The following is a 24,713-nucleotide window of genomic DNA, read 5'->3' as shown; positions in this document are numbered from 1 at the left end:
GAAACATTGGATACCCGGGGTTACCAGTCGACGTTCAACCTCAGGCCGACTACATCGGAGGCGTTTTCAGCCCCGAGAGCCAGATCGGAAACTTCCGTGTGGCCATAATCCAGCAAGGCGCGGACATAACGGGTCATATACCAGCTTAGATTTACAATGTAACTTGTCTGCTGGCCGCCGAAGGCGCCATTATTGGTAAGATCCAGCGTGTCATAACGTGCGGTGATTTGCCACATGCCAAGGCCACCTTTCCGGTCAAATGGATTGGCTACTTTGGGACGCCCCCAGGCCCCTTTTTTAATGTCCAGAGGACGGTTTTCGCCCGTCAGGATATAGCCAAATTCGATATACCCTCCTGAGAAATTAGCATTGCGGCCCAGAGTGCCGGCATCAGTGGCACTGAGAAAGGCATATTCTGCAGCGCCGAAAAAGGCGCCATGAGAGAAAGCGGCTTCTGCGGCAATCAGCTTATCCTTATTTGTACCCCCGGTACTGACCAGGTTGCTGGTCAGGTTGGTGACAGCCTTGGCCTTATAACTCAGGGTGCGGTCATTCATGTCACGCAGCCGGCCAGACATCCCGACAAGCCAGGTGGTGTTATCAAGTTTGCCGCCATAATTGACTCGTGCTGCTGCGGTCCAGCCTTCTTCGGTGTTGCTGGAAAAGGTATTGGTGCCCTGGAATATTCCGGCGGTAAAGCCCCAGGTGTCTCCGCCAGTACCTGCCTTGATTCCCATGCCGCGACCAAACCCAAACGCGCTTTTAAAAGCCCCACGTTCCATCAGACTGGTCTGGCTGATGGCGGTGTTCCATTCCAGTGAGTTTGGCATTTTGCTTTGGCCGATCGTATAGGCCCAGTTTTGCACCTTGAATTGTAAGTAGGCATCCTTCACGCTGACATTGTTACCGCCAAAATCAGCCTCAAATTTATATTTGATGTTGTCGGTGGCCTTACCTTCAACACCAAACCAGGCGGCTCTTAATTTGGTGCCGGATATGTCAAAAGTACCCTGGTCATCACTTCCGGCGCTCCAATCCACAAAAACACGTCCGCGAACATTAAATTCGGATTTACCATCTGCAGATTTTAAGGTCGGTGCGGGATCTGAGGAGGAAAAAGTCACGGTTTTGTCCGGCAAGTCCGGTTTCGACATTGCAGGGGCTGGTGCGCCTGCTGTGGTCAATTTTTCGATCAGCTTTTCGAGAGCTTCAACACGGTTTTTCAGACTGTTGACTTCTGACGTGAGCTCATCCCGCGTCTGAGAAAAGGCGGGGGGTGTAAGACATGTGGTGAATAAAAGGGCTGGACATATTAGTTTCGCAAATCGTGTCAACGTTACTCTCCTTGGATATTTTGTTTTATAGCAGATGCTTAGTTATTAATTCATGATTCGCTAATATCCGATAATTTATTTAATGTTTCGTAAATATGGACGAAGTATTAGGGGGAATTCTTATATAAAATATTCGGAGAACGTGTGGAGAGAGAGGAGGCATAAGATGATCCTCTCAACGATTTTACCAACAGATAAAGATTGAAAAACTCACGGGCCTGTTATGGAACATGACCAGTGTTTTTAAAATAGGGGCTGTTAATATGAGGATGAGCATTGGGAATGCTCTAGCTCTTTTCCCCAAACATATCCGCGAGATTGACCTTGCCTTGGCCGGGTTTCAGGGGTTTTTGCTGGCTTTCGTGGGGGGACCAGCCCATCAGATAAATAATATCAAAAGTCACGACAATGCGGCCACGGTCATCGACAAATTTTTCCTGATAAAGTCGGGCGGCTTCCATCATAACGGCGCGAGAACTCAGGCCTTGAAAGCGTTTGATCAGGATATTCGCCTCTCCCATGGCTTTGAGTTCCTGCATCAGCTTGAAGGCGTTTTCATAGGTCACCGTGATGCGATCCGTGTCGACCACCGGCAGAGAGAAGCCGGCCCGCTGTAGCAGGCCTCCGGCGTCCTGTACCGTCATAAAGGGTGAAACACGCGGGCTCAGGCCGCCGCGCAGGTTGACTTCGGCTTTTGTCAGACACTGGCGCAATTCCGTCAGGGTCTCGCCGCCGAACAATGACCCGAGAAACAAGCCGTCGGGTTTTAGGCTGTGCTTGATCTGATAAAGGCAGCCGGGCAGGTCATTAATCCAATGCAGACTGAGATTGCTGAGAACCAGATCAAGGGAACCGGGTTGATACGGCAGCGCCTCTTCGTCGGCTTGCACCCGAAGTCCCCTCGCCTGCTGCACCATCCCCAGAGACAGATCCTGCTGAACCACATTTTTATCGGCGATCCGCCCGGCCATCTCGCCGCCGTGACAGCCAAGGTCGACAATGCGATTGAAGTTCCGATTAATGTCGAGATATTTATCATACAAGCGATCGGCAACTTCCTGAATAAGGAAGTTGTGGGCATCATAAGTCTTCACGGCCTGATCACGGTTATGGCGTAGTTGGGCCCGGTCGAAGATCTTGATCTGATTGTCAGCGGCAGGTTTGTTTGTCATACTGCCTATATGGCATTTTTGCAGGGTGGGGAAAAGACCCAAATGGGCGGATTTCTAAAAAGAATGGCAAGAAACGGATTAGGCCGGCATGTGTCAGTGCGGGCCCGGCATGTCTGGACAGGGGTTCTCAATCAGTTGCTTCCTCCGCGGTGCCTGGCCTGTGGTGTTGGTGTACAGGATGCCGGCCGGTTGTGCGGCGACTGTTGGGGTGCGCTCGATTTTCTTCAGGGACCGGCTTGCGCCTGTTGCGGCTATCCGTTTGAAGGGGGTGTTTTACATCTTGTCGAGGAACACTATTGTGCCGCCTGTCAAGCCAACCCGCCAGCGTTTGACCGGGCGCGTATGGCGTTGCGTTATGATGAGGCCTCACGGGGGATGATACTTGCTTTCAAACATGGGGACCGATTGGAATATGGCCCGTTTCTGGCTGATCTGCTTGGGCAGGCCTATGGTCCCGGACCATGCCCGGGGGAGACTTTCCCTGATAATACTGTGGTTCTCCCGGTACCATTGCATCGGAAGCGTCTGCGCCGGCGGCGCTATAATCAGGCAGCGATCATGGGACAGATTTTTGCCCGAAACCGCGGCTTTCTGTATCTGCCGGAGGGATTACGCCGTATCAAACATACCCCGCCCCAGCATGGAAATAGCGCCCATCGTTTACGTAATGTCGCCGGCGCCTTTGTCGTGTCAGACGGGACTGCCGACCGGGTGCGGGGTCAGGTCGTTATTCTGGTTGATGATGTTTATACCACCGGGGCGACGGTAAAGGCATGTGCCCGTATTCTCAAACGTCATGGGGCAGCGCGGGTCGAGGTTCTGACCATCGCCCGGGTTTGCAGACCCCGGCAGATTTGAGGGCGCCGGGGATACAGCTATTGAAATCGCCGACGGAAAACCACATATTAGACGCAAGTGAGTAACCCGATCCGGAGAGAGCGCCGGACCAAGATAAAAGTAGAGATGATGTCTAAAGTAACAATTTATACCAAGATGATGTGCCCTTATTGTGTGGATGCGAAACTGTTGTTGACCGAAAAGGGACAGGCCTTTGACGAAATTGATATTGGCCGAAACCCGGACCAGCGTCCGGTGATGATTGATCGGGCGTCCGGCGGCCATACCGTGCCACAGATTTTTATCGGTGATACACATGTGGGGGGGTGTGATGAACTCTATGCGCTTGAACGGGCCGGGAAACTTGACGCCATGCTGGCTTAATTCTCTAGATAACAAGGTGATCTGTGGATCAGACAACATTTAAAATTGGCCTCGTACAAATGTCGTCCGGTAACCAGAGGGCGGATAATATGGTCGTGGCGGACAACTTGATCCGCGAGGCGGTCGCCCGGGGGGCGGATCTGGTGATGACGCCGGAAATGACGACTCTTATAGGACTGGATCGTACGGCGCTGATGGAGCAGATTTTCACCGAAGCCTCTGATCCGAGCCTGAAACAGTTTCAGAGGCTGGCGCGGGATCTGGGTATCTGGTTGATGATCGGTTCGATGGCCGTGCGGGTTGGGGATAAAATCGCCAACCGGTGCTATATGATTGACCCCACGGGATTGATAGTGAACCGCTATGATAAAATTCACATGTTTGATGTGGATTTGCCGAATGGCGAGAGCTATCGCGAATCCCGGTCTTATGAAGCGGGCGCCTGGGCGGTGATCAGTGAAACTCCCTGGGGAAAGCTTGGCCATAGCATTTGTTATGATGTACGCTTTCCGGGGCTTTATCGCACCCTGGCCCAGGCCGGGGCGCAGATGTTGACGGTTCCGGCGGCCTTCACCCGGGTGACCGGAGAAGCCCATTGGCATATATTGCTCAGGGCACGGGCGATTGAGAATGGTGTTTTTGTCTTTGCGCCGGCGCAAACCGGGACTCATGAAAACGCCAAGGGCGTTCGACGGGAAACTTATGGCCATTCACTAATTGTTGACCCCTGGGGCAATATACTAGATGATGGAGGGACGGATGTTGGCGTCACGGTGGCTGAAATTGATCTTGCGTTATGTGATCAGGCCCGGGAACGCATTCCCTCACTGGCCCATGACCGCGAATTCAAGGTGAGGCTTTAAACTTGGCGGAAGACGTGTTAAGGAGAGCCTCAGTTTGTGGCTTTAGTATTAGAATTGGACGTTGGGTATGATTGTTTTTGACCTTAAATGTGAAGAAAATCATGTATTTGAAGCATGGTTTCGGAGCAGTGATGCCTATCAAGACCAGGTATCGGCTGAGCAGATTGAATGCCCGTTTTGCGGCAGCAGCCGGGTGTCCAAATCCCTGATGTCCCCAAATATCAGTTCCAAGGGTGATAAACCATCCTCTGATGAACTGGAAATTTTCGCCGCCGAACATATGGTTGCGGCGAGCGCCAACGTGCCTGAAACCATTGAAACCAGTGCTGAAGATGTCAAGCGCGCTCTACAGCATATGCATGAGACGATGAAGAAATATCGCAACCATGTGAAGCAGGAATGCGAATATGTTGGCGAGAATTTTGCTGAGGAGGCCCGCGCCATTCACGAAGGTACGGCGGTAAAACGCGGGATCTATGGTGAAGCTACCCTGGAAGATACCGAGGAATTACTCAGCGAAGGCGTTGATATTCTGCCGGTACCGGGGCTTGGCAAGCTGGACAGCTGATTTCTTATGACGCAGACGTCAAAAACGCTGGGTGTGATCCTCGCTGGCGGGGCGTCGCAACGATTTCAATCTTCTGATCCGGGCGGGTCCGGGCACGATAAATTCCTGGCGCCTTTCGGGACCACCACGTTGCTGGGTCATATTATTGACCGGGCGGCGGTTCAGGTGGATCTACTGCTTTTAAACGTCAATGGTGATCCGGCCCGGGTTGAAGACTATGGACTGGACATTATCGCGGATCAAACTTTGGATCAAGGCCCTCTGGCGGGATTAATGGCGGCCCTGACGTGGGCAGAACAAAAAGGCTATGACCACGTTGTCAGCTTTTCTGCAGACTGTCCTTTCTTTCCGCTGGATTACAGGACACGGCTGGAAGCCGCGGTACAAGATCAGAAGACTTTAATTGCCATCGCTTCTTCGTCGCATCGTCCGCATCCGGTGATGGGGTTGTTTCCTGTATCATTGCAGCGGGATCTGGCGGAATATCTCAAATCCGGTAATCGTCGGGTGATGCAATGGGTGGAAAGACACGCCTATAAAAAAGTTGTCTGGGACGACAAAGAGCGAGACCCGTTCTTCAATATTAACACCCGCGCCGAACTTGCGCAGGCGGAAAAATATTTGACGCTGCAGCAGCGGCCCTAGAGGTTTTTCGCCATTCTCACCAAGGGAACATCAATGTTTTGCGATGTTTGGGCGGTGAATTTCTCGACATCGTGATATCCGGCGGCGCGATAGAGCGGTACGCCGGAAAGAGTGGCCGCCAGTTCAAGCCTGTGAAAGCCTTCGGCCTGCGCAGCGGCTTCGCACAGTCCAAGGATCATGCGTCCTATGCCTTGGCGTTTCCAGTCCGGGTGGGTATACATCGCCCGGATTCTTGCCGGATCCTGAGCCGGGTTCAGGAGGGCGTCATCCCGGCCGATGGTCTGATTGCCGCCAAACAAGGTGGCGCGGCGGCTCCACCCTCCACAGCCAACAATTGTTTTCTGGTCCAGGATGACAAAATAGGTGCTGTCTTCAATCAGGGTGGTGTCCAGTCCCATGGCTTCAACCGAGGCTGTGACCTGATCCGGGGTTAGAAATTCTTTTTGTAGTGTGAAAATCGCGGCGTCCATCAGGCTTCTGACTTGAGGAATGTCGGCTAGCGTGGCCAGACGGGAGGTAAATTTTTCGTTCATATGCCTTCCTGTGCAAAATTGATCCGGCCTTTGGGGTCGCAATAAATGTTCATGCCTTCCTTGCGGGCGAAGGCGACAAGCGTAAGGTCGGCATCCTGGGCCAGATGGATGGCGAGATCGGTGGTGGCTGAAACTGCGGCCAGTACCGGAATGCCGAAACTGGCACACTTATGGACCATTTCGAAACTGCAGCGGCTGGTGATCAGAGCAAAGCCGTCTGCCGGGGCAATCTTGTGGCGCATCATATGGCCGATCAGTTTGTCGAGGGCATTATGGCGGCCGATATCTTCACGGACACAAAGGATTTTTCCATCGGGTGCGACAAAAGCGGCGGCATGCAAAGCGCCTGTGATGTGATTTTGTACCTGTTCAGCCTTTAATCTTTGCATGCTGTCGTGGATAACTTCTGCCTTTACTGAAAGTTGGCTTTTGACAGGATGAAGTGGACGGATGGCATGCTCCAGACGATCCACCCCGCACAGGCCGCAGCCGGTGCGGCCCGCCAGGCTGCGTTTGAATTCATCCAGACGTTGAAAGCAGGCGGGTGTGATTTCGAGACGGGCTACTCTGCCCCTATGAGGATTGGGTTTGTTATCCGATCCTATGGTATGTTCAATCACATCATGAATGTTGTCGATTATGCCTTCGGTGAGGCTGAAACCGAGAATAAAGTCTTCCAGATCGAACGGGGATACCATCATAACCGCATGGCTGACACAATTATACTCCAGCGCCAGGGGGATTTCCCGGGCCACATCCCGTTGTTCGATCCATGATCGGTCGGGCCGCCAGATACGGGGTTGGCTGTGATCCGTGGGCTCAGCCATCTTGTTTTTTTTCTGTCAGTATCAAGTAATTTACCGAGAAATCATGATCATCAAGTGACCATTCCCCGGACAGAGGGTGATAGACCATGCCTTTCAGGTCTAGTGTTTCAAAGCCTGTGGAGCGTAGGGCCCGGCTGAGTTCGGAGGGCTTGAGGAATTTTTGCCAGTCATGGGTGCCTTTGGGCAACCAGCGCATGATATATTCCGCACCGGCAATGGCCATGATCCAGGACTTGGCCGTTCGGTTCAGGGTTGACATGACCATGCAGCCCTCGTCTTTCAAAAGGCCGTGACAAGCCGTCAGAAAAGAAGGAATGTCGGCCACATGCTCAATTACTTCCATATTGAGGATGGCATCGAACTTTTCGCCGGCATCGGCCAGTTCTTCTGCGGTGATGTTGCGATAATCAATATCCAGTTCCATATCGTTGGCGTGGGCCTGAGCAGTTTTGATATTTTTTTCAGAAGCATCGGCCCCGACCATGGTAGCCCCCAGACGGGTCATGGGTTCGGTCAGCAATCCGCCGCCGCAACCGATGTCGAGAATTCGCAACCCCTGTAAAGGTTCCGCATCCTTCGGATCACGATTGAAATGCCGACACAGGCTGTCGCGGGCAAAGGCAATCCGGGTTGGATTAAGGTTATGCAGGGGCTTGAAAGGACCTTTGGGATCCCACCAGGTGGCGGCCATGGCGGAGAAATGCGCGATCTCAGCCGGGTCTACAGAGGCAGATGCGGAAGATGTTTTTTCTGATGCGGCGGTCATGGTCGGGCTTTCTTCATTCTGTCATTTTGCTGTCAGGTCAACGGTTTATACGTGGCCGTAAGTGCAGTGGTTTCATCCTAATTTAGTCATAGTTTCATCATATGCCAGTTAAATTCGGATTATATTACACGGACTACTTGCGCGCAGCCCCTATAAAAGTATATGTATAGCGCGGTTTTAGTCTGTTCAAGTGCCACAGGAAAGGCAAAACGAATTTAATATGTCACGTATAGTAATGAAATTTGGCGGCACGTCTGTTGCTGACCTTGACCGGATTCGGATTGTTGCCGACCGGGTCAAGCGAGAAGTCGATGCCGGAAATCAGGTCGCGGTCGTGGTATCAGCCATGTCCGGGACGACAGATCAGCTGGTCAACTGGGTGGAAGAAGCCTCCCCCCTGCATGACGCGCGGGAATATGATACGGTGGTCTCCTCGGGAGAACAGGTCACCGCGGGCCTTCTGGCCTTGACCCTGCAAAATAAAGGCGTGTCTGCCCGCTCCTGGCTGGGCTGGCAGGTGCCTATGAAGACAAACACCGTGCATGGCTCCGCCCGGATTGAGGATATCGATACGACGGAGATGCAGAAACGTCTTGATGATGATGTTGTGTGTGTGATGGCCGGATTTCAGGGTATTTCCTCTGATAATCGCATCACGACACTGGGACGTGGCGGCTCAGATACCTCTGCGGTGGCCTTGGCGGCAGCCCTGAAGGCTGACCGCTGCGATATTTATACGGATGTGGAAGGGGTCTATACCACCGACCCGCGGATTGTATCTGCGGCGCGGAAGCTGGATAAGGTCACTTATGAGGAAATGCTGGAAATGGCGTCTTTGGGTGCCAAGGTCCTGCAGACCCGCTCGGTTGCCATGGCCATGAACCACGGGGTTCGGGTTCAGGTGTTGTCGAGTTTTACAGATACCCCAGGTACTCTGGTTGTTGATGAGGAAGAAATTGTGGAAAAACAAGTCGTGAGCGGCATTGCCTATGCCAAGAATGAAGCTAAAATTACCCTGGTGGGGGTGGAAAACACTCCGGGTATTGCCGGCAAGATCTTTGGTCCTCTGGCTGATGACAATGTCAATGTGGATATGATCATTCAGAATATTTCCGAAGACGGCAAGAAAACAGACCTTACGTTCACGGTGCCGGAAGGTGATATTGAGAAATCGACGGAGATTCTCCAGAAGTCAGGTCATGTGCGCTATGCGAAACTGATGGCGGACAAAGATGTGGTCAAGATTTCTGTCATCGGGGTGGGCATGCGGTCCCATGCCGGAGTTGCGGCGCGGATGTTTGAAACCCTGGCGGAAAAAGGCATCAACATTCAGGTGATTTCCACGTCAGAAATTAAAATCAGTGTGCTGATTGCGGCCGAATATACTGAACTTGCCGTGCGCGCCCTTCATACCGTTTTTGGTCTTGATTCCGATCAGGCTTGATAGACGCGGAATACGGTACAAAAGTTAAACAGCTTAAGGAATTTAGATGAGTATTTCGGGTCAGACGCGGCTGCAGGAATTATGGCAAAAAGGTAAGGATTTTCTCGGGGTGGAACATGCCATTCTGGGCGGCGCCATGAGTTGGGTTTCAGAGCGGAACCTGGTGGCGGCGATTTCTAACGCCGGCGGTTTTGGCGTTATTGCCTGTGGCAGCATGACTCCGGACCTTCTTGATGCCGAAATTTCCGGTACGAAGGCTCTGACGAAGAAACCCTTTGCAGTGAATTTGATCACCATGCATCCTCAGATCAGTGATTTGATTGATGTATGTTTGCGCCATGAGATGTCTCATGTCGTTCTCGCCGGAGGAATTCCGGCGGCAACCGATATAAAACGTCTGAAAGAAGGCGGCGCGAAAGTGATCTGTTTTGCCCCTGCGCTGGTGTTGGCCAAGAAATTGATCCGGTCCGGCGCCGATGCGATTGTGATTGAAGGCTCCGAAGCGGGAGGTCATATCGGTCCGGTGTCCACGTCGGTTCTGGCGCAGGAAATATTGCCGCATATCAAAGATGTGCCGGTATTTGTTGCCGGCGGGATTGGCCGTGGCGAAACCATGGCGTCTTATCTTGAAATGGGCGCTTCTGGCGTGCAATTGGGGACCTTGTTTGTTTGTGCAACAGAATGTATTGCCCATGAAAACTTCAAGAAAGCCTTTATTCGGGGCAATAGCCGGGATGCGATCACCTCGGTTCAGATTGATCCGCGCTTTCCGGTGATCCCGGTACGGGCGTTGAAAAACAAGGCCTCTGAATCCTTTATGGAAGCCCAGCGCACCATCATTTCCCGACATCAATCCGGGGAACTGGATATGAAAGAAGCTCAACTTGAGATTGAACACTACTGGGCCGGAGCGTTGCGCAAAGCCGTAATCGACGGTGATGTGGACGGCGGATCATTGATGGCCGGGCAAATTGTCGGTACCGTCAAAAGTGAACTGCCCACGCAGGAAATCGTGGATAACCTGATTGACCAAGCTATTGAGTATTTATCTACAGAGTGATGTGATATAAGATATTTTTACCGCGCCGCGTTCCAGTTTTTCTGTAAATTTTCTATGAGTTTCTTGGGGCATGAGGCAACAGTTTATATTCGAGGAGGGGATATTTGACTCCGGTTAGTAATGCGCCTCGTCAACTTTTAAGACGTCTACATGCTATTATGGCGGGAGCCGGTACAGCCGAGCAACGCCTGACAGATATAGTACGTCTTGTTGCCAGCAACGTGATTGCCGAAGTCTGCTCTGTCTATTTTCTGCGGGGCGGTGAAATCCTCGAGTTATTTGCCACAGAAGGTCTGAAAGAATCCGCGGTCCACCAAACCCGTCTTCGGGTCGGGGAAGGTCTTGTCGGCCATATTGCCGCCACCGGCATGCCCCTCAATTTGCCAAATGCCCAGAAACATCCGAAATTCGTTTATCGGGTGGAAACCGGGGAAGAAGACTATCAGTCTCTTCTCGGCGTGCCGATTCTGCGGTCAGGCAAAGTTGTCGGCGTGGTGGTGGTGCAGAACAAGACACATCGCCATTATATGGAGGAAGAAAAGGAATCCTTGCAGACGGTCGCCATGGTGTTGGCGGAATTGCTTGGCAGCGGTGAATTGCTTGACCCGTTGGAGCAGCAGGAAGCAACCCTGGAACGGGCGGCGACATCGCGCTTTGAAGGCGTGGTCTTTGCGGAGGGCATGGCCGAAGGCGTAGCGGTTTTTCATGAACCTAAAATCGAGGTGGTCAAACATCTGACCGACAATATCGTTCAGGAAAAAGTGCGTCTGGATGTGGCGCTGGATGCCTTGCAAAAGCAAATTGAGGACATGATGTCGGCGGAGGACATGCGCCATCAGGGCGAACACCGTGAAATTCTCGACGTCTATATGCTGTTCGCCAAGGATAAGGGCTGGAAGAATAAAATCCTTGATATCATTGATACAGGGTTGACGGCGGAAGCCGCCGTGGAAAAGGTTCAGCTCGACAATCGACAACGCATGCAACAGATGGCCGATCCTTATATGCGGGAACGGTTGAGTGACCTGGATGATCTTGCCAACCGCCTGAATCGTCACCTGATGGGGCGCGTGGGCACGGCGGCGTCAGCCAATTTGCCGGAGAAGGTGATTTTGGTCGCCCGCAACATGGGGCCGGCCGATTTGCTGGATTATGACCGGGAAAAAATTTGCGGTGTCATTTTGCAGAATGGATCACAAACGGCACATGTGTCCATTGTGGCCCGGGCCCTGGGCATTCCCATGGTCGGCAATATGGAAGAAGCCTTGCTGGAAGTGGCCGAAGGTGAACAGGTGATCGTCAATGGAATTGACGGTGTGGTTTATTTTTCACCGCCGCCGGAAATTCTGCAGAGCTATCAGGAAAATATCGAATCACGTAATGTGCTTCTGGCTAAATATGCCGCTCTGCGGGACAAGCCGGCCAAGACCCTGGACGGCGTTGAAGTGGAGCTGATGATCAATGCAGGGCTGAGTATTGATATGGATGGCCTGGAGCGTACCGGGGCCAACGGAGTCGGGCTGTTTCGAACGGAATTTCAGTTTATGGTTAGCGAGTCCCTGCCCCGTGTCGGGCCGCAGGCGGACTTTTACCGGGATATTCTGGAAGCGGCAAATGGCAAGCCGGTCGTGTTCCGCACCCTGGATATTGGCGGTGATAAACCGGTGTCTTTCTTGAAGCGGGATCATGAAGCCAATCCCGCCCTCGGCTGGCGCGCGATCCGGATTGCGTTTGATCGACCGGCGTTGCTGCGGTATCAGGTTCGGGCATTGTTGAAGGCGGCAGAGGGCCGGGAACTGAACATCATGTTTCCGATGATTTCTGACGTGACCGAGTTTAAAATGGCGCGGGATATCCTGAATAAGGAAATTGATCGCCAGATCAAACGTAAGGTAACCCTGCCGAGCAAGGTGAAGGTGGGCACGATGCTGGAAGTGCCGGCATTGATCTGGCAACTGGACAATTTATTACCGATGATTGATTTTATGTCCATCGGCAGCAATGATCTGATGCAGTTCTTTTTTGCCTGTGATCGGGAGAATGCAAAACTCGCCGGGCGCTATGACCCGATTTCTCCTCCGGCGTTGCTGATGTTGAAGAGCATTGTCGATAAATGTAACGAACATCAGGTGCCGCTGACCTTGTGCGGAGAAATCGGGGGTAAGCCGGTGACGGCATTGGCTCTGATTGCTATCGGGTTTCGTCGGTTGTCCATTGCGCCAGCGTCGGTTGGGCCCATAAAAATGATGATTCGCAGCGTAAATCTCGCCGATGTGGAAAGTTATATGATGGGATTGCTGAGTCGTTCTGATCATAGCCTTCGGGGGTTGTTGACGACCTTTGCCAAGGATCACGGCATCAAAATATAGTGATTCAGGCTATTTTTCCCTTAAATTATGTATATTTGCAGTTTTTTGTTGACTCAGTAAATGAGTCTACGTTTCACTCTTGCCTATGCGAAAAAACGCAACCAATCGGGCAAAGATAAACAATCTTTTAATTTTTATTGAATTTTGTCGGCATGGTTAACAAAAAAGAAAACAAATTCAGGTAGGATTCGCCAGAACGAAGCAAGCAACAGTAATCATGTTCAGCGGTGTATATCAGATGTTGGGATCAAAAAAGTGAATCATAATCTTGTCTTAGAAGAAGATATCAATCAAGCAGGCGCCCGCCCGGAAGATGTGGCGGCCCGGGTGACCGTCGGTCAGAAATTGATGCAGGCTCGCGAAGAAAAGGGCGCGCTCAATCTGGCAGAGATCTCACAGGAACTTTGCATTCGGCCGCATTTGCTGGCCGCATTGGAGCAGGATGACTTTAATAAGTTTCCTTCTGCCTGCTATGCCTCCGGATTTTTAAAGAATTATGCAGCCTATCTCGGCTTGAATGTCACGCAAATCGTCGCGCAATATCAAAAAGAATATAACGGGAGCAGCAAGAAGGTTGACCTGAAATTCATCGAGGTGGAGAAAACCCATAATTACGGTCAGATGATGACGCTGTCCTTTATTGTTTTGAGCCTGTTGGCGCTCTACGGCGTGTGGCACGCGATGGGACAAAAAAACCAGATGATGCTGTCAGCGTTGCCGGAAATGTCCGATGTGGCCTCTAATATCCTGGCGCAAGTCGCAGAAACAACCCGGGGCGATTCTGAAATTGCGCAGGTGAATATTGCTTCGGAAACTCTGCAAGCCGAAACTATCCAGATCGCAGCGGTTCAAGAAAAACCTGTTCCGGCGCCAGTTGTCAGAGAAGAAGAGCCTGAGAAGCAAGACAGTCATTTTACACTGATGCAGCAGGCCCAGGCGACTCCATTGGATGCCAAGGTAAGGACGCCGGTTGCAGACCAGGTTCGCCTGAGCGTTACACAGGATTCCTGGGTACGGGTGATCAGTGCGGAAAAAGATGTTCTTGTTGACCGCATTCTTTTGGCGGGGGAAGAGTTCTATATGGCGGATCGGGCCGGGATGACCTTGATGACCAGCAATGCCGGGGCAGTGTCTCTGTTTGTTGGTGCCGTTCCTGTATCTTCCTTGGGCAAGGCTGGTGAAATTCGACACAATATCAGCCTTGATAAGGCGGATCTGTTGACGACAACGGCGCGATTGTCTCATTGAACAGCCGGATTGGCTGAAATTCCATAAAAAAGCTGTCCTTATTACGCGATTCCCCTTGATCTTCAGGGCAACATTACGCATGTTTACGCCGAAAATGAAATCCGGGCGGAGAGCAGTGTCAGTGATGCTGTTCTTTTGTCCAAATGCAGAACAGGACGGCACATGAGCATTCGGCCTTATCGCGATATTATGCGACGCACGTCACGACAAATTATGGTGGGTAATGTCCCCGTGGGGGGCGATGCGCCTATTTTGGTGCAGACCATGACCAATACCCTGACCACAGACGCTCAGGCCACCATCCGGCAAATTAAACAGGCGGAAGAGGCCGGGGTTGATATCGTTCGGGTCTCCTGCCCTGACGTTGAATCAACAGCGGCCTTGAAAGAAATTGTTACCAATGTGAATGTGCCGATTGTAGCGGACATTCATTTTCATTACAAACGCGCCATCGAGGCGGCCGAAGCCGGGGCCGCTTGCCTGCGCATTAATCCGGGCAATATCGGATCTTCGGATCGGGTGCGCGAAGTGGTGAAGGCCGCCAAGGATCATGGGTGTTCTATCCGTATCGGGGTGAATGCCGGGTCACTGGAAAAACATTTGCTGGAACAGTTTGGCGAGCCCTGTCCGGAAGCCATGGTGCAAAGTGCGCTCGAGCATGTGCGTATTCTTGAAGATAATGATTTTTTCGAGACCAAGATCAGCGTCAAGGCGTCTGATGTTTTCCTCGCGGTTGCGGCCTATCAGGGCCTGTCCGAGGCGTGCGATTACCCCCTGCATCTTGGTATCACCGAGGCGGGCGCCCTGCGCAGCGGCACAGTAAAATCTTCTATTGGCATGGGCATGCTGTTGTGGTCCGGTATTGGCGACACCATTCGGGTCTCCCTGTCCGCCGATCCGGTGGAAGAAGTGAAAGTCGGTTTTGATATGCTGAAAAGCCTTGACCTGCGTCATCGGGGGGTCCGGATTGTTTCCTGCCCGTCCTGCGCGCGGCAGGCTTATCCGGTGATCAAGACAGTGGAAACCCTGGAAAAAAGACTGGAACATATCTCGACGCCGATGAGCCTCAGTATTATCGGCTGCGTGGTCAATGGTCCGGGAGAAGCGCGGGAGACCGATATTGGCCTTACCGGCGGTGGCAACGGTACTCATATGGTCTATCTCAATGGTATGTCCGATCATAAAATTGATGATGACGGGCTGGTGGAACATATCGTCGAACTGGTCGAGAAAAAAGCGGCGGAACTGGACGCCGAAAAAGCAAAATCCGGGCTGAACGCCTGACCGTTAAGGAGCAAATTTAGTGGCGAAATTACAACCCGTACGCGGCACCCACGATATTATGGGCGATAAGGCACGGACATTTCGATTTATCCATAGTACTTTTCAAAATATTGCTCGACGGTTTGGTCATGAAGAAATCAGTACGCCGATTTTTGAATTTACCGAGATTTTCAGCCGGACGCTCGGGGAGACGTCCGATGTGGTGTCAAAAGAAATGTACACCTTTGAGGATCGCGGTGGCGAGAAGCTGACCTTGAGGCCGGAGTATACCGCGGGCATAGCCCGCTCGTTTATTTCCAACGGCCTGCAACAATCGGTCCCCTGTAAGTTTTACGGCTTTGGCCCCATGTTTCGTTACGAGCGTCCGCAAAAAGGCCGCATGCGCCAGTTCCACCAGATGGATGTGGAAATTCTCGGCGTGCCTGAACCTCAGGCCGATATTGAGGTGCTGGCTCTGGCGGCGACGCTGCTGCGGGAACTTGGCATGATGGATGATATTACGCTGGAACTGAACAGTCTGGGTGATCCTGAAAGCCGTCTGGCGTACCGCGATGCGCTGGTGAAATATTTCACGGCCCATAAAGACAAATTAAGTGACGACAGTCTGGCGCGGCTGGAGAAAAATCCCATGCGGATTCTCGACAGCAAAGATGAAGGGGACAAGGTCCTCGTCGCAGATGCGCCAAAGATTTCTGACTATTACAATGAAACTTCCCGGGTCTTTTTTGATGAGGTTTTGAACGGGTTGGATGCATTGGGCATTGAATATGTGCGGAATGAACGATTGGTGCGGGGGTTGGATTATTATAGCCACACGGCCTTTGAATTCGTCACCAGCAAACTTGGTGCGCAAGGCACAGTTCTGGCCGGGGGGCGTTATGACGGGCTGATCGAAAAAATGGGCGGGCCTGCCACAGCCGGTATCGGATGGGCCGCGGGGATGGAGCGGTTGGCGGATCTGATTTCGCCGGATCTGGTGCCGGAGGACGAACGCCCGATCGCCGTGGTGCCTGTTGGCGCCGAAGGCCAAACGGAGGCGATGCGCCTCGCCCAGGTATTGCGGGAAGCGGGCTTTGCCATCGATATGTCTTACCGGGGCAATATGGGCAAGCGCATGAAGCGGGCCAACAAGGCCAATGCGGTGGCGGCGGTGCTTGTGGGCGAAGACGAGCTCAAGCGCGGCGTGGTTACCGTCAAGAAATTCGATGATGGCAGCCAGTCCGAGGTGGCGTTGGATCAGCTTCTGGATCATCTGGCGGAATACCGTTAGCGCAGGGAGACGACCTGCCCTCACCTGCCCTGTTCACAATGACAAAGATCCCAGACAATGATACCTACAGAACGCCTGCAACAATTGATTACCCGCCATGAAGAACTGGAACATATGATGTCCAATGCGGCGGAGATGTCTTCGGAAGAATTCGTGAAAATTTCCCGGGAATATGCCGACCTTACGCCGATCGTCAAAGCGGCGCAGGATTATCTTTCCATGGTTCAGGAAATGACCGATCTGGAAGAGATTATGGCTGACCCCGAGGGGGATGCGGAAATGAGGGAACTGGCGGAGATGGAGCTGCCGGATCTGAAGAAACGCCTTCCGGAGTTTGAGCGTGACGTGGAAATCATGCTGCTGCCGAAAGACGTCGATGCGGATAAAAACGCCTTGCTCGAGATTCGCGCCGGTACTGGTGGCGATGAGGCGGCGTTGTTTGCCGGAGACCTGTTCCGGATGTATCAGCGATATGCTCAGCTTGAAGGCTGGAAATTTGATCTGGTCAGTTCTTCGACCAGTGATGTCGGGGGGTTTAAGGAAGCCATTATTTCAGTTTCCGGCAAGGGTGTGTTTGCCAAACTGAAATTCGAATCCGGGGTGCATCGGGTGCAACGGGTGCCGGATACGGAAACCGGGGGGCGCATTCATACATCGGCAGCGACTGTGGCGGTGATGCCCGAGGTGGAAGAGGTGGATATTAAACTTAATGACAGTGATATCCGGGTGGATATTTTTCGCGCCAGCGGTCCCGGTGGCCAGAGTGTCAATACCACCGACAGCGCGGTGCGCCTGACCCATTTGCCCACCGGAATTACGGTTCAGCAACAGGATGAAAAATCCCAACTGAAAAACAAACAGAAGGCCATGAAGGTTCTGATGGCGCGGGTTTATGACGCGGAACGAGCCATCCGTGATGCGGAACGTTCAGCCGACCGCAAGGAACAGGTGGGGTCCGGGGATCGCTCCGGGCGCATTCGTACCTATAATTTTCCACAAGGTCGGGTGACGGACCACCGTATCAATCTGACTCTGTATAAGCTGGACCAGATTCTGGCGGGAGACGCCCTGGAAGAAGTGATTACGGCCTTGATCACTGAAGAACAAGCGGCACAAATGGCTGAAATGAATCAGTAAAGTCGATCACTTTTGAACGTGTAAGGCGCCCAGGATCCTGGTCTTCCACTGGTTAAAGGCCTCCGCGTGTTTTTGGGTTTTATTGATTTGGGCCGGTGAACAGGCTTGTTTTGTGCTGTGCAGGTGCTCCGCCGCATCTACCCGTTGCCATTGATCGGAATCCAGAGCGTAATGATCATTACCAAGCAATTTCTGGGGATGTTCATAGAAATATTGCAGCATGCGACTGTAATCAGATGGGCAGTAGCCAGCATGCGCAAGAATTTTTCCTGCGGCTTCATCGGATCTCAATTCCTGCTCTGCGGCGGCGACGTCGGCTTTATTGACTTCAAAACGGTAGTCTTCATTTTCGTAACGCGGCCTTTCAATAATTTTTGGCTCGTCATTTTGAAAACCGGCATCGGCCACGGGGGGATTGCTTTTGTCGGGATAGCGCGGTCTTACGCTTGAGGCAATGTAATCCGCAGCAGAAGTGCCCTTATCGTCGCCGCCGGCATCTTCTGGTAAAGGCGGCGTATTGACATAATCCAGAGCGATATGAGCGGTGGCATGGGCCAGAGTGGAGATCAGCTGATTGACATCCTGCATATGTTGCAGAAAACCATAGGACAGACGGATAGCGTCCGGACGGATGTCCATGATACGTTTTTTGTCCGGGATGACCACAATGGTTATGTTTTGGTCTTTCAGGCCGCTGACGGTGGTGAGCTGATCCTGAATTTCCTGAAGGAAGGGCGGCTGGAGCGCAGTTGTTTCTTTGGCCAGACCAGTTGTTGTCAGGCTGAACATCATTGTTGTGCCCATAAGGGCGGCGCCAAGTTTGGCCGAATAAATAATTTTGCGCATTTTCATATATTTTCTCTTTATGATAAGAACAAACCATATCACCATTAGAGAATGAAATAAATGAATATGACCGAGGATACCCAAAGGTTACGCTCTCTGCGTCAAAGGGCGATCGCCCGGTTGGTCGAAGCAGGGATTAACGAAGCGGCGCGTGATGTGGATGTACTTCTGGAGGAGAGTCTCGGGCTGAGCGCCCTGGATTTTTTGCTTGAACCGGATCAAGTGGTGTCGCAGCCTTGCGCTGAGGAATTCGGTCGTCTGCTGGACCGCAGACTGCAGCGTGAACCGGTGTCGCAAATTCTTGGGCAACGGGATTTCTGGAGCCTGCGTTTCAAAGTGACCCGGGATTGTTTGACACCGCGCCCGGATAGCGAAACCTTGATCGAGGCCGCGCTTGAGGCGTTACCTGACAAGACGGCGCCGCTGGACGTGATCGATTTTGGTACAGGCAGTGGGTGTTTGCTGCTGTCATTTCTGTCCGAATTTCCGAATGCCCGCGGTACGGCGGTGGATCTGTCGCGGCAGGCGTTGACCATTGCCCGGGAAAACGCGCAAAATTTGGGGTATGTGGAGCGGTGTCACTTTCTTCAGAGCGATTGGGATGCGGCCTTGCCGACGGACAGGAGATTTGATGTGGTTTTGTGCAATCCCCCTTATATAGGGCTTCACGAGGCGGCGGATCTGGAAAGTGATGTGCGGGAATATGAACCGCATATGGCCTTGTTCGCAGAAGAAGAAGGCTTGCGGGAATACAGGAGGCTGACGGAGATCATTCCCAGGCGGATCAAACCGGGAGGACAGGTGTTTCTTGAAATCGGTCACCTTCAGGGGGCTGCAGTGTCAGAGCTGTTTGCGCAAACTTCGGCCCAAAATATCAGGGTGTTGCCTGATTTGGCGGGACGTGATCGTTGTGTCACCTTTCATTTTTAAGGTAAATACGGCTTTATGCACAATAAAATGAAAAATAAAGTTGGCATTTGAGCATCATCGGGGTACTGTAGAACCACTCTCGTAAGAGAGTCAGGGTCCGGACGAATCATAAATGATAATTTCCGGCAAATGAAACCCCAGATACAAATATTTTTTAGAAGTAACCGCTGTCAGGCATGATGAGTCACATGAAATATGTGTCTATTCCATGTTTTAGGTAGCCCTTATTTAGCGTTGTTTTCATGAAACCAAATCAGAATGCCGGTCAGAACAGACAGGGCAGACCCCATCAGAATAATAATCAAAAGCGGCAAAACAAAGGACGTGCTAATCAGCAACGTAACCAGCAGCCGCGTAACCAGCAAGGCCGCAGCCAGCCGTCCAACTCCGGCAACCGGCAAATGGAAAGCCGTGGCCCGGGCGGTAACCTGCGCGGCAATGCCAAGCAGCTTTATGAAAAGTATATTGCGCTTGCCCAGGAAAAAAGGGCGTCTGATCGCCTGGAAGCCGAATCTCTTGCTCAGCATGGGGACCATTATTACCGTATTTATGCGGAAACTGCGGCCAGTGAAGCCGCGGCACAAGTCGCCCGGGATGCTGAAAAGGCAAGGAAAGCTGAAGCCGAGGCGGAACGACGGGTGAATTCAAAACCGGTTGAGGACAACCAGAATAAACAAGAACCACAAAGCCAAAACCTTTCTTCCGATGTGAAAGAGGAAAATAAGGCGGGTTCTGTGGATAAGGACGTCTCAAAACCAGAGAGCCAGCCGGTGGCTAAAAAGCCAAAACCTGAAAAGCCAGACAGTGCAGAAGGTACGGAACTTCCTCTGACATTTGATCTTGGCGCGCCTGAGGCAGAAGCCCCGAAGAAACGCAGGGGGCGCCCGCCGAAGGCTAAGCCAGAGGAAACCGCATCTGCGGATGAGGCAGAGGCGCCTGTTAAAAAAGTGGTGCGGAAACCGCGCAAGAAAGTGGTCGTCCCTTCTGAAAATACAGTGGGCGAAAAACCCGCAGAATAATGTCAGCACTATTTTTGCGACGATATGAGATCAGGCCGGGCATTGTCCCGGCCTTTTTGTATTTGGTAACCCGTCTTGTATTTAATTGGCCGTGGTGCAGAAGATATTTTTCAGTCTCGCCCTCTTGTGTGATATAAATACAACATCATATGTAAGATATCTTATGATGAAATTGGAGTGAGAGGGATATGAATTTAGAGAAATACACCGACCGCAGCCGGGGTTTCATTCAATCGGCTCAGGGTTACGCCATTCGGGAAGGCCATCAACGCTTTACCCCGGAACATATTTTAAAAGTTATTCTGGAAGATGAAGAAGGTCTTGCGGCCAATTTGATGACGGCTGCCGGGGCTGACCCCAAAGCCGCGCTGAAAGCAGTGGAAGCGGATGTTCTGGCCTATCCGAAAGTCGAAGGCGGCGGGGCGGGGCAACTTTATCTTGCTCCGGAAACGGCGCGTCTTTTTGAAGAGGCGTCTAAAATTTCTGAAAAAGCCGGTGACGAATATGTCACGGTCGAACGGTTGTTGCTGGCATTGACGTTGGCGAAAGGCACCAAGTCGGCGGAGTTTCTTAAAAAAGCCGGCCTCACGGCGCAAAACCTTAATGACGCGATTAATAAAATCCGTAAGGGCCGTACGGCGTCCAGTGCCTCGGCCGAAGACAGTTACGATGCGCTGCAGAAATATGCACTGGATCTTACCCAGTCGGCCCGGGACGGCAAGCTTGATCCGGTGATTGGCCGGGACGAAGAAATTCGCCGGACCATTCAGGTGCTGTCGCGTCGTCGGAAAAACAACCCGGTCCTGATCGGGGAACCGGGGGTTGGGAAAACGGCAATTGTTGAAGGCTTGGCGCTGCGTATTGCTAATGGGGATGTCCCGGCGAGCCTGCTGGAGAAGAAAGTCATGGCTCTGGATATGGGGGCTTTGGTGGCCGGGGCGAAATACCGCGGTGAGTTTGAAGAACGCCTGAAGGCTGTTTTGCAGGAGGTCACGGCTGCCGAGGGTCAGATCATCCTGTTTATTGATGAAATGCATACCATTGTCGGGGCGGGGGCCAGTGAAGGCTCCATGGATGCGTCCAATCTGTTGAAACCGGCCCTGGCCCGGGGTGAACTGCATTGTATCGGTGCGACGACACTGAATGAATACCGCAAACATGTAGAAAAAGATGCGGCGCTTGAACGTCGGTTTCAGCCGGTTATGGTGGTTGAACCCACGGTGGAAGACACGATTTCGATTCTGCGTGGCCTGAAGGAAAAATACGAATTACATCACGGCATACGCATTACGGACAGTGCGACTGTGGCGGCGGCGGTTCTTTCACATCGCTATATCAATGACCGGTTTTTGCCGGACAAGGCGATTGATCTGGTGGATGAGGCGGCGTCCCGCATCAAGATGGAAGTCGAAAGCAAACCGGCGGCGCTGGATGAACTGGACCGGCGGATTATTCAGCTGAAAATCGAGAAAGAAGCGCTGCGGAAAGAAAAGGATTCGGCGTCCCGCGAACGGCTGGAGAAGCTGGACAAAGAACTTGGCGAACTGGAACAGTCCGCGGCGAGCCTGACCGCCCAATGGCAAATGGAAAAAGACCGTATTGCCGGGGACGTCAAGATCAAGGAACAACTCGACCAGGCCCGGATTGAACTGGAACAGGCCGAGCGGCGCGGTGATCTGGCGAAGGCCGGCGAGTTGACTTACGGCATCATTCCCAAACTGGAAAAAGCGCTGGAAAGTGTTGAGGCGGCGGACGGCGAAGCGCCGGAAACACATCTGTTGAAAGAAGAGGTGCGCGAAGAGGACATCGCTTCGGTTGTCAGCCGCTGGACAGGAATTCCGGTGGACAAGATGTTGGAAGGCGAACGGGAGAAACTGGTTCATATGGAGCAAAACCTGGCCCGTCGTGTGATCGGGCAATCGGAAGCGGTGCGGGCCGTGTCGGCCGCCGTACGCCGGTCGCGGGCCGGATTGCAGGACCAGGACAGGCCGATTGGTTCTTTTCTGTTTTTGGGACCAACGGGGGTTGGCAAGACCGAACTGACCAAGGCGCTGGCGGAATTCATGTTCGATGATGAACATGCCATGGTGCGAATCGATATGTCCGAATTTATGGAAAAGCATGCGGTGGCGCGCCTTATTGGCGCCCCGCCCGGCTATGTCGGATATGATGAAGGCGGGGTGCTGACCGAAGCGGTTCGCCGCAAACCCTATCAGGTGATCCTGTTCGATGAGGTAGAAAAGGCGCATCCGGATGTGTTTAACATTCTGCTGCAGGTCCTGGATGATGGCCGTCTGACCGATGGTCAGGGCCGTACGGTGGATTTCACCAGCAGTCTGATCATCCTGACCAGTAATCTGGGGAGCGATATTCTCGCCGGTCAGGAAGACGGTGCTGATGTCGAAGAGGTGCGCTCTCAGGTGATGGATCAGGTGCGACTGGCGTTCCGGCCGGAATTCCTCAACCGTCTTGATGAAGTGACCCTGTTTCACCGCCTGGCCCGGACCGATATGCACGGCATTGTTGATATTCAACTGCGCCGCCTGGAAAAACGCCTGGCCGAACGCAAGCTTTCCCTGACGCTGGATGAAAGCGCCAAGGACTGGCTGGCCCATGCGGGCTATGATCCGGTTTATGGGGCGCGTCCGCTGAAACGGGTGATCCAGCATCATGTGCAGGACAAGCTGGCGAATCTGATTCTGGAAGGCAAGGCGCCCGAAGGCACGCATATTAGTGTCACGGCCGGCGTTGACGGTCTCGAGATGACGTCGGCGGTTTAACCCTTTGTCCGGGCCCTGATGATCTATGTCGCATCAGGGCCCGGTTCTTTCTGTTCTGTGCAGAGGATGGCTTTATGGGGACAGGAGTACGGGGGAGTCTGCTGTTTTGCGAAAGGCCACCTTTTGATGGGCGGCGAGCAGAATATTCTGCCGGATGTCCTCGATTTGTTGATCAATGGCGCGGGCCGCAGTTTGGAAGGTTTCCTTTTCCGTTCCCTTCAGGGTAATGCCGGTGGGAATCTTCAGACGCAGGGGATTGACCTGTTTGCCGTTGACCAGAACTTCATAATGCAGATGGCGGGCGGTGACCCGGCCAGTGGCCCCGACATAGCCAATGACCTGTCCCTGTTTGACCCGTTTTCCGGCTTTGATGCCGCGGCCATATTTACTCAGGTGGGCATAGGCGGTTTTATAGGTCCCGTTGTGACGAATGCGGACATAGTTGCCGTAGGAGCCATAGCGGGAGGCCCGTTCGACCACCCCGTCGCCGGCGGCCATGATGGGTGTGCCGGTGGGCGCGCCAAAATCGAGCCCTTTATGCATGCGGGTATAGCCGAGTACCGGGTGTTTGCGTTTGCCGTAATGAGAGGACAGGCGGGCGCCTTCAATCGGGGTTTTCATCAGGGCTTTCTTGGCGCTCTGGCCATTTTCATGGAAATAATCGGCGAAGGCGGCTTTTTGGGGATGATAGCGATAGAGACTGATCGGCTTGCCGCTTAAGGTCAGACGGGCATAGAGGATATCACCCTCTTCAACCCGGCGGCCATCTTCGGACATTTTGCGTTCATAAAATATCTCGAACTGGTCGCCTTTGCGAATCTCGCGCTGAAAGTCCACGTCGAAACTATAAATGCGAATCAGATTGACGATCACGCTATTGGGCAGGCCTTCACGATAGGCGGACAGGAACAGGCTGTCATCAATGGTTCCCTGCACATGACGGGTAATTCTGATGGACTCCTGGTCGGCCAGCCGGGCGGAAAAGCTGTCGGCGTCGCGGCTGACCTTGATGATATGATCGAAATTCTTTTCCATGCTCAGACCGCTGAGACGTCCCTCGGGATCATAGGTCGCCTGCAGCTGCTGACCGATCTGGAGTTTGCGCATGTCATAATGCTGTGACAGGGCCTTGATGGCTTTATAGGCATCCTGACGATCGGCGCCACTTTTGACCAGCACATCCATCATGCCCTGCCCGCGCTTGATGGTGACGGTTTTCTCAACCGGCTCCGGGGCGGCCGGTACCGGCTCTTCCTCAAGGATTTCATCTTGTGGGGCATAATTGACTTCATCAAGATAGGCCTCTGCTGCCGGCAGATGTGTCTGTGGTGTGGTGGCGTCCTCGGGGGCAAAGCTGATCACATTCCCGAGCAGGGTGCCGCCAACAAAAAGCGCCA

The 24,713-nt window shown here is 52.8% G+C and carries 22 protein-coding genes (1 of these 22 running past the window's edge); 15 read left to right on the top strand and 7 right to left on the bottom strand.

Annotated elements, in window-relative coordinates; genetic code table 11:
* Positions 1-20: 20 nt before the first annotated feature.
* Both FIV45_RS17820 and FIV45_RS17815 read right to left on the bottom strand, forming a co-directional pair.
* Positions 21-1,334 (bottom strand): OprO/OprP family phosphate-selective porin, encoded by a 1,314-nt coding sequence (locus FIV45_RS17820; protein WP_099474250.1) that lies wholly within the window; start codon positions 1,332-1,334, stop codon positions 21-23.
* 287 nt (positions 1,335-1,621) lie between these two features.
* Positions 1,622-2,506 carry a methyltransferase domain-containing protein gene (locus FIV45_RS17815; protein ID WP_099474252.1) on the bottom strand — a complete coding sequence of 295 codons (885 nt, stop codon included), beginning with the start codon at positions 2,504-2,506 and terminating at the stop codon, positions 1,622-1,624.
* 63 nt (positions 2,507-2,569) lie between these two features.
* On the opposite strand from FIV45_RS17815, the gene FIV45_RS17810 reads away from it, so the two are divergent.
* The 5 genes from FIV45_RS17810 to mobA all read left to right on the top strand — a co-directional run bounded on the left by FIV45_RS17810 (position 2,570) and on the right by mobA (position 5,803).
* The gene (locus tag FIV45_RS17810; protein ID WP_099474323.1) at positions 2,570-3,364 is read left to right on the top strand and encodes a ComF family protein; all 795 of its coding nucleotides are present in this window, start codon (positions 2,570-2,572) and stop codon (positions 3,362-3,364) included.
* 108 nt (positions 3,365-3,472) lie between these two features.
* Positions 3,473-3,727, top strand: a complete 255-nt coding sequence (grxC, locus tag FIV45_RS17805) for a glutaredoxin 3 (protein WP_099474325.1) — start codon at positions 3,473-3,475, stop codon at positions 3,725-3,727.
* A gap of 23 nt (positions 3,728-3,750) precedes the next feature.
* Positions 3,751-4,590, top strand: a complete 840-nt coding sequence (locus FIV45_RS17800; RefSeq protein ID WP_204602293.1) for a carbon-nitrogen hydrolase family protein — start codon at positions 3,751-3,753, stop codon at positions 4,588-4,590.
* Between the two features lie 67 nt (positions 4,591-4,657).
* Positions 4,658-5,158, top strand: a complete 501-nt coding sequence (locus FIV45_RS17795; protein ID WP_099474253.1) for a DUF1178 family protein — start codon at positions 4,658-4,660, stop codon at positions 5,156-5,158.
* Positions 5,159-5,164: 6 nt separating this feature from the next.
* Positions 5,165-5,803, top strand: a complete 639-nt coding sequence (gene mobA, locus FIV45_RS17790) for a molybdenum cofactor guanylyltransferase MobA (protein ID WP_099474255.1) — start codon at positions 5,165-5,167, stop codon at positions 5,801-5,803.
* On the opposite strand, the gene FIV45_RS17785 is transcribed toward mobA, so the two are convergent.
* Genes FIV45_RS17785 through ubiG form a run of 3 tightly spaced genes read right to left on the bottom strand, consistent with a single transcriptional unit; the run spans position 5,800 to position 7,929 of the window.
* Entirely contained in the window at positions 5,800-6,336 is a 537-nt protein-coding gene (locus FIV45_RS17785; RefSeq protein WP_099474257.1) for a GNAT family N-acetyltransferase, read from the bottom strand. The two genes, mobA and FIV45_RS17785, sit on opposite strands and share 4 nt — an antisense overlap.
* The gene (gene fdhD / locus FIV45_RS17780) at positions 6,333-7,163 is read right to left on the bottom strand and encodes a formate dehydrogenase accessory sulfurtransferase FdhD (RefSeq protein WP_099474260.1); all 831 of its coding nucleotides are present in this window, start codon (positions 7,161-7,163) and stop codon (positions 6,333-6,335) included. Before fdhD ends, FIV45_RS17785 begins: the two co-directional genes overlap by 4 nt.
* Positions 7,156-7,929 (bottom strand): bifunctional 2-polyprenyl-6-hydroxyphenol methylase/3-demethylubiquinol 3-O-methyltransferase UbiG, encoded by a 774-nt coding sequence (gene ubiG / locus FIV45_RS17775; protein WP_099474262.1) that lies wholly within the window; start codon positions 7,927-7,929, stop codon positions 7,156-7,158. Before ubiG ends, fdhD begins: the two co-directional genes overlap by 8 nt.
* Before the next feature lie 220 nt (positions 7,930-8,149).
* Here ubiG and FIV45_RS17770 point away from each other — a divergent pair, with 220 nt between their 5' ends.
* The 7 genes from FIV45_RS17770 (at position 8,150) to prfA (ending at position 17,741) form a co-directional block, all read left to right on the top strand.
* The gene (locus FIV45_RS17770; protein ID WP_099474264.1) at positions 8,150-9,373 is read left to right on the top strand and encodes an aspartate kinase; all 1,224 of its coding nucleotides are present in this window, start codon (positions 8,150-8,152) and stop codon (positions 9,371-9,373) included.
* Between the two features lie 46 nt (positions 9,374-9,419).
* A complete protein-coding gene (locus FIV45_RS17765) occupies positions 9,420-10,433 on the top strand; it encodes an NAD(P)H-dependent flavin oxidoreductase (RefSeq protein ID WP_099474265.1) in 1,014 nt (337 codons plus the stop codon).
* Between the two features lie 104 nt (positions 10,434-10,537).
* Complete coding sequence (gene ptsP, locus FIV45_RS17760; RefSeq protein WP_204602295.1) at positions 10,538-12,802, top strand: phosphoenolpyruvate--protein phosphotransferase; 2,265 nt, start codon at positions 10,538-10,540, stop codon at positions 12,800-12,802.
* Positions 12,803-13,057: 255 nt separating this feature from the next.
* Positions 13,058-14,050, top strand: a complete 993-nt coding sequence (locus tag FIV45_RS17755) for a helix-turn-helix domain-containing protein (protein WP_099474269.1) — start codon at positions 13,058-13,060, stop codon at positions 14,048-14,050.
* A 162-nt stretch (positions 14,051-14,212) separates the two neighbouring features.
* Positions 14,213-15,334 (top strand): flavodoxin-dependent (E)-4-hydroxy-3-methylbut-2-enyl-diphosphate synthase, encoded by a 1,122-nt coding sequence (gene ispG, locus FIV45_RS17750; protein WP_099474271.1) that lies wholly within the window; start codon positions 14,213-14,215, stop codon positions 15,332-15,334.
* Between the two features lie 19 nt (positions 15,335-15,353).
* Positions 15,354-16,604, top strand: coding sequence for a histidine--tRNA ligase (hisS, locus tag FIV45_RS17745; RefSeq protein ID WP_099474273.1), 1,251 nt, complete (start codon positions 15,354-15,356; stop codon positions 16,602-16,604).
* A gap of 57 nt (positions 16,605-16,661) precedes the next feature.
* Positions 16,662-17,741, top strand: a complete 1,080-nt coding sequence (prfA, locus tag FIV45_RS17740) for a peptide chain release factor 1 (RefSeq protein ID WP_099474275.1) — start codon at positions 16,662-16,664, stop codon at positions 17,739-17,741.
* Between the two features lie 6 nt (positions 17,742-17,747).
* Here the strand turns inward: prfA and FIV45_RS17735 are convergent, their stop codons facing one another.
* On the bottom strand, positions 17,748-18,593 hold the full coding sequence (locus FIV45_RS17735; protein WP_099474277.1) for a M48 family metalloprotease: 846 nt from the start codon (positions 18,591-18,593) through the stop codon (positions 17,748-17,750).
* 60 nt (positions 18,594-18,653) lie between these two features.
* On the opposite strand from FIV45_RS17735, the gene prmC reads away from it, so the two are divergent.
* The 3 genes from prmC (at position 18,654) to clpB (ending at position 23,316) form a co-directional block, all read left to right on the top strand.
* Positions 18,654-19,517, top strand: a complete 864-nt coding sequence (gene prmC, locus FIV45_RS17730; RefSeq protein WP_165777059.1) for a peptide chain release factor N(5)-glutamine methyltransferase — start codon at positions 18,654-18,656, stop codon at positions 19,515-19,517.
* A gap of 242 nt (positions 19,518-19,759) precedes the next feature.
* Positions 19,760-20,536 carry a DUF4167 domain-containing protein gene (locus FIV45_RS17725; RefSeq protein ID WP_099474281.1) on the top strand — a complete coding sequence of 259 codons (777 nt, stop codon included), beginning with the start codon at positions 19,760-19,762 and terminating at the stop codon, positions 20,534-20,536.
* Positions 20,537-20,724: 188 nt separating this feature from the next.
* The gene (clpB, locus tag FIV45_RS17720; RefSeq protein WP_099474283.1) at positions 20,725-23,316 is read left to right on the top strand and encodes an ATP-dependent chaperone ClpB; all 2,592 of its coding nucleotides are present in this window, start codon (positions 20,725-20,727) and stop codon (positions 23,314-23,316) included.
* Between the two features lie 72 nt (positions 23,317-23,388).
* Here clpB and FIV45_RS17715 read toward each other — a convergent pair whose 3' ends face one another.
* Positions 23,389-24,713: the 3' portion of a peptidoglycan DD-metalloendopeptidase family protein gene (locus FIV45_RS17715; protein WP_099474285.1), read on the bottom strand. It continues 73 nt past the right edge of the window; 1,325 of the gene's 1,398 nt are visible here — the last part of the coding sequence; its start codon lies off the right edge, out of view; the stop codon is at positions 23,389-23,391.

This window comes from Paremcibacter congregatus (assembly GCF_006385135.1).
Classification (GTDB): domain Bacteria; phylum Pseudomonadota; class Alphaproteobacteria; order Sphingomonadales; family Emcibacteraceae; genus Paremcibacter; species Paremcibacter congregatus.
The sequence above is the reverse complement of the archived record's forward strand: the minus strand, read 5'-3'. Positions and strand labels throughout refer to the sequence as shown.

Excerpts from the sequence above, each read along its gene's own strand:
- FIV45_RS17785 (WP_099474257.1), bottom strand. The coding sequence starts at position 6,336 with ATGAACGAAAAATTTACCTCCCGTCTGGCCACGCTAGCCGACATTCCT.
- FIV45_RS17735 (WP_099474277.1), bottom strand. The coding sequence starts at position 18,593 with ATGAAAATGCGCAAAATTATTTATTCGGCCAAACTTGGCGCCGCCCTT.
- mobA (WP_099474255.1), top strand. The coding sequence starts at position 5,165 with ATGACGCAGACGTCAAAAACGCTGGGTGTGATCCTCGCTGGCGGGGCG.
- FIV45_RS17815 (WP_099474252.1), bottom strand. The coding sequence starts at position 2,506 with ATGACAAACAAACCTGCCGCTGACAATCAGATCAAGATCTTCGACCGG.
- FIV45_RS17765 (WP_099474265.1), top strand. The coding sequence starts at position 9,420 with ATGAGTATTTCGGGTCAGACGCGGCTGCAGGAATTATGGCAAAAAGGT.
- FIV45_RS17770 (WP_099474264.1), top strand. The coding sequence starts at position 8,150 with ATGTCACGTATAGTAATGAAATTTGGCGGCACGTCTGTTGCTGACCTT.
- prfA (WP_099474275.1), top strand. The coding sequence starts at position 16,662 with ATGATACCTACAGAACGCCTGCAACAATTGATTACCCGCCATGAAGAA.
- FIV45_RS17725 (WP_099474281.1), top strand. The coding sequence starts at position 19,760 with ATGAAACCAAATCAGAATGCCGGTCAGAACAGACAGGGCAGACCCCAT.
- fdhD (WP_099474260.1), bottom strand. The coding sequence starts at position 7,163 with ATGGCTGAGCCCACGGATCACAGCCAACCCCGTATCTGGCGGCCCGAC.
- clpB (WP_099474283.1), top strand. The coding sequence starts at position 20,725 with ATGAATTTAGAGAAATACACCGACCGCAGCCGGGGTTTCATTCAATCG.
- ispG (WP_099474271.1), top strand. The coding sequence starts at position 14,213 with ATGAGCATTCGGCCTTATCGCGATATTATGCGACGCACGTCACGACAA.
- grxC (WP_099474325.1), top strand. The coding sequence starts at position 3,473 with ATGTCTAAAGTAACAATTTATACCAAGATGATGTGCCCTTATTGTGTG.
- FIV45_RS17810 (WP_099474323.1), top strand. The coding sequence starts at position 2,570 with ATGGCAAGAAACGGATTAGGCCGGCATGTGTCAGTGCGGGCCCGGCAT.
- prmC (WP_165777059.1), top strand. The coding sequence starts at position 18,654 with ATGACCGAGGATACCCAAAGGTTACGCTCTCTGCGTCAAAGGGCGATC.
- ubiG (WP_099474262.1), bottom strand. The coding sequence starts at position 7,929 with ATGACCGCCGCATCAGAAAAAACATCTTCCGCATCTGCCTCTGTAGAC.
- FIV45_RS17795 (WP_099474253.1), top strand. The coding sequence starts at position 4,658 with ATGATTGTTTTTGACCTTAAATGTGAAGAAAATCATGTATTTGAAGCA.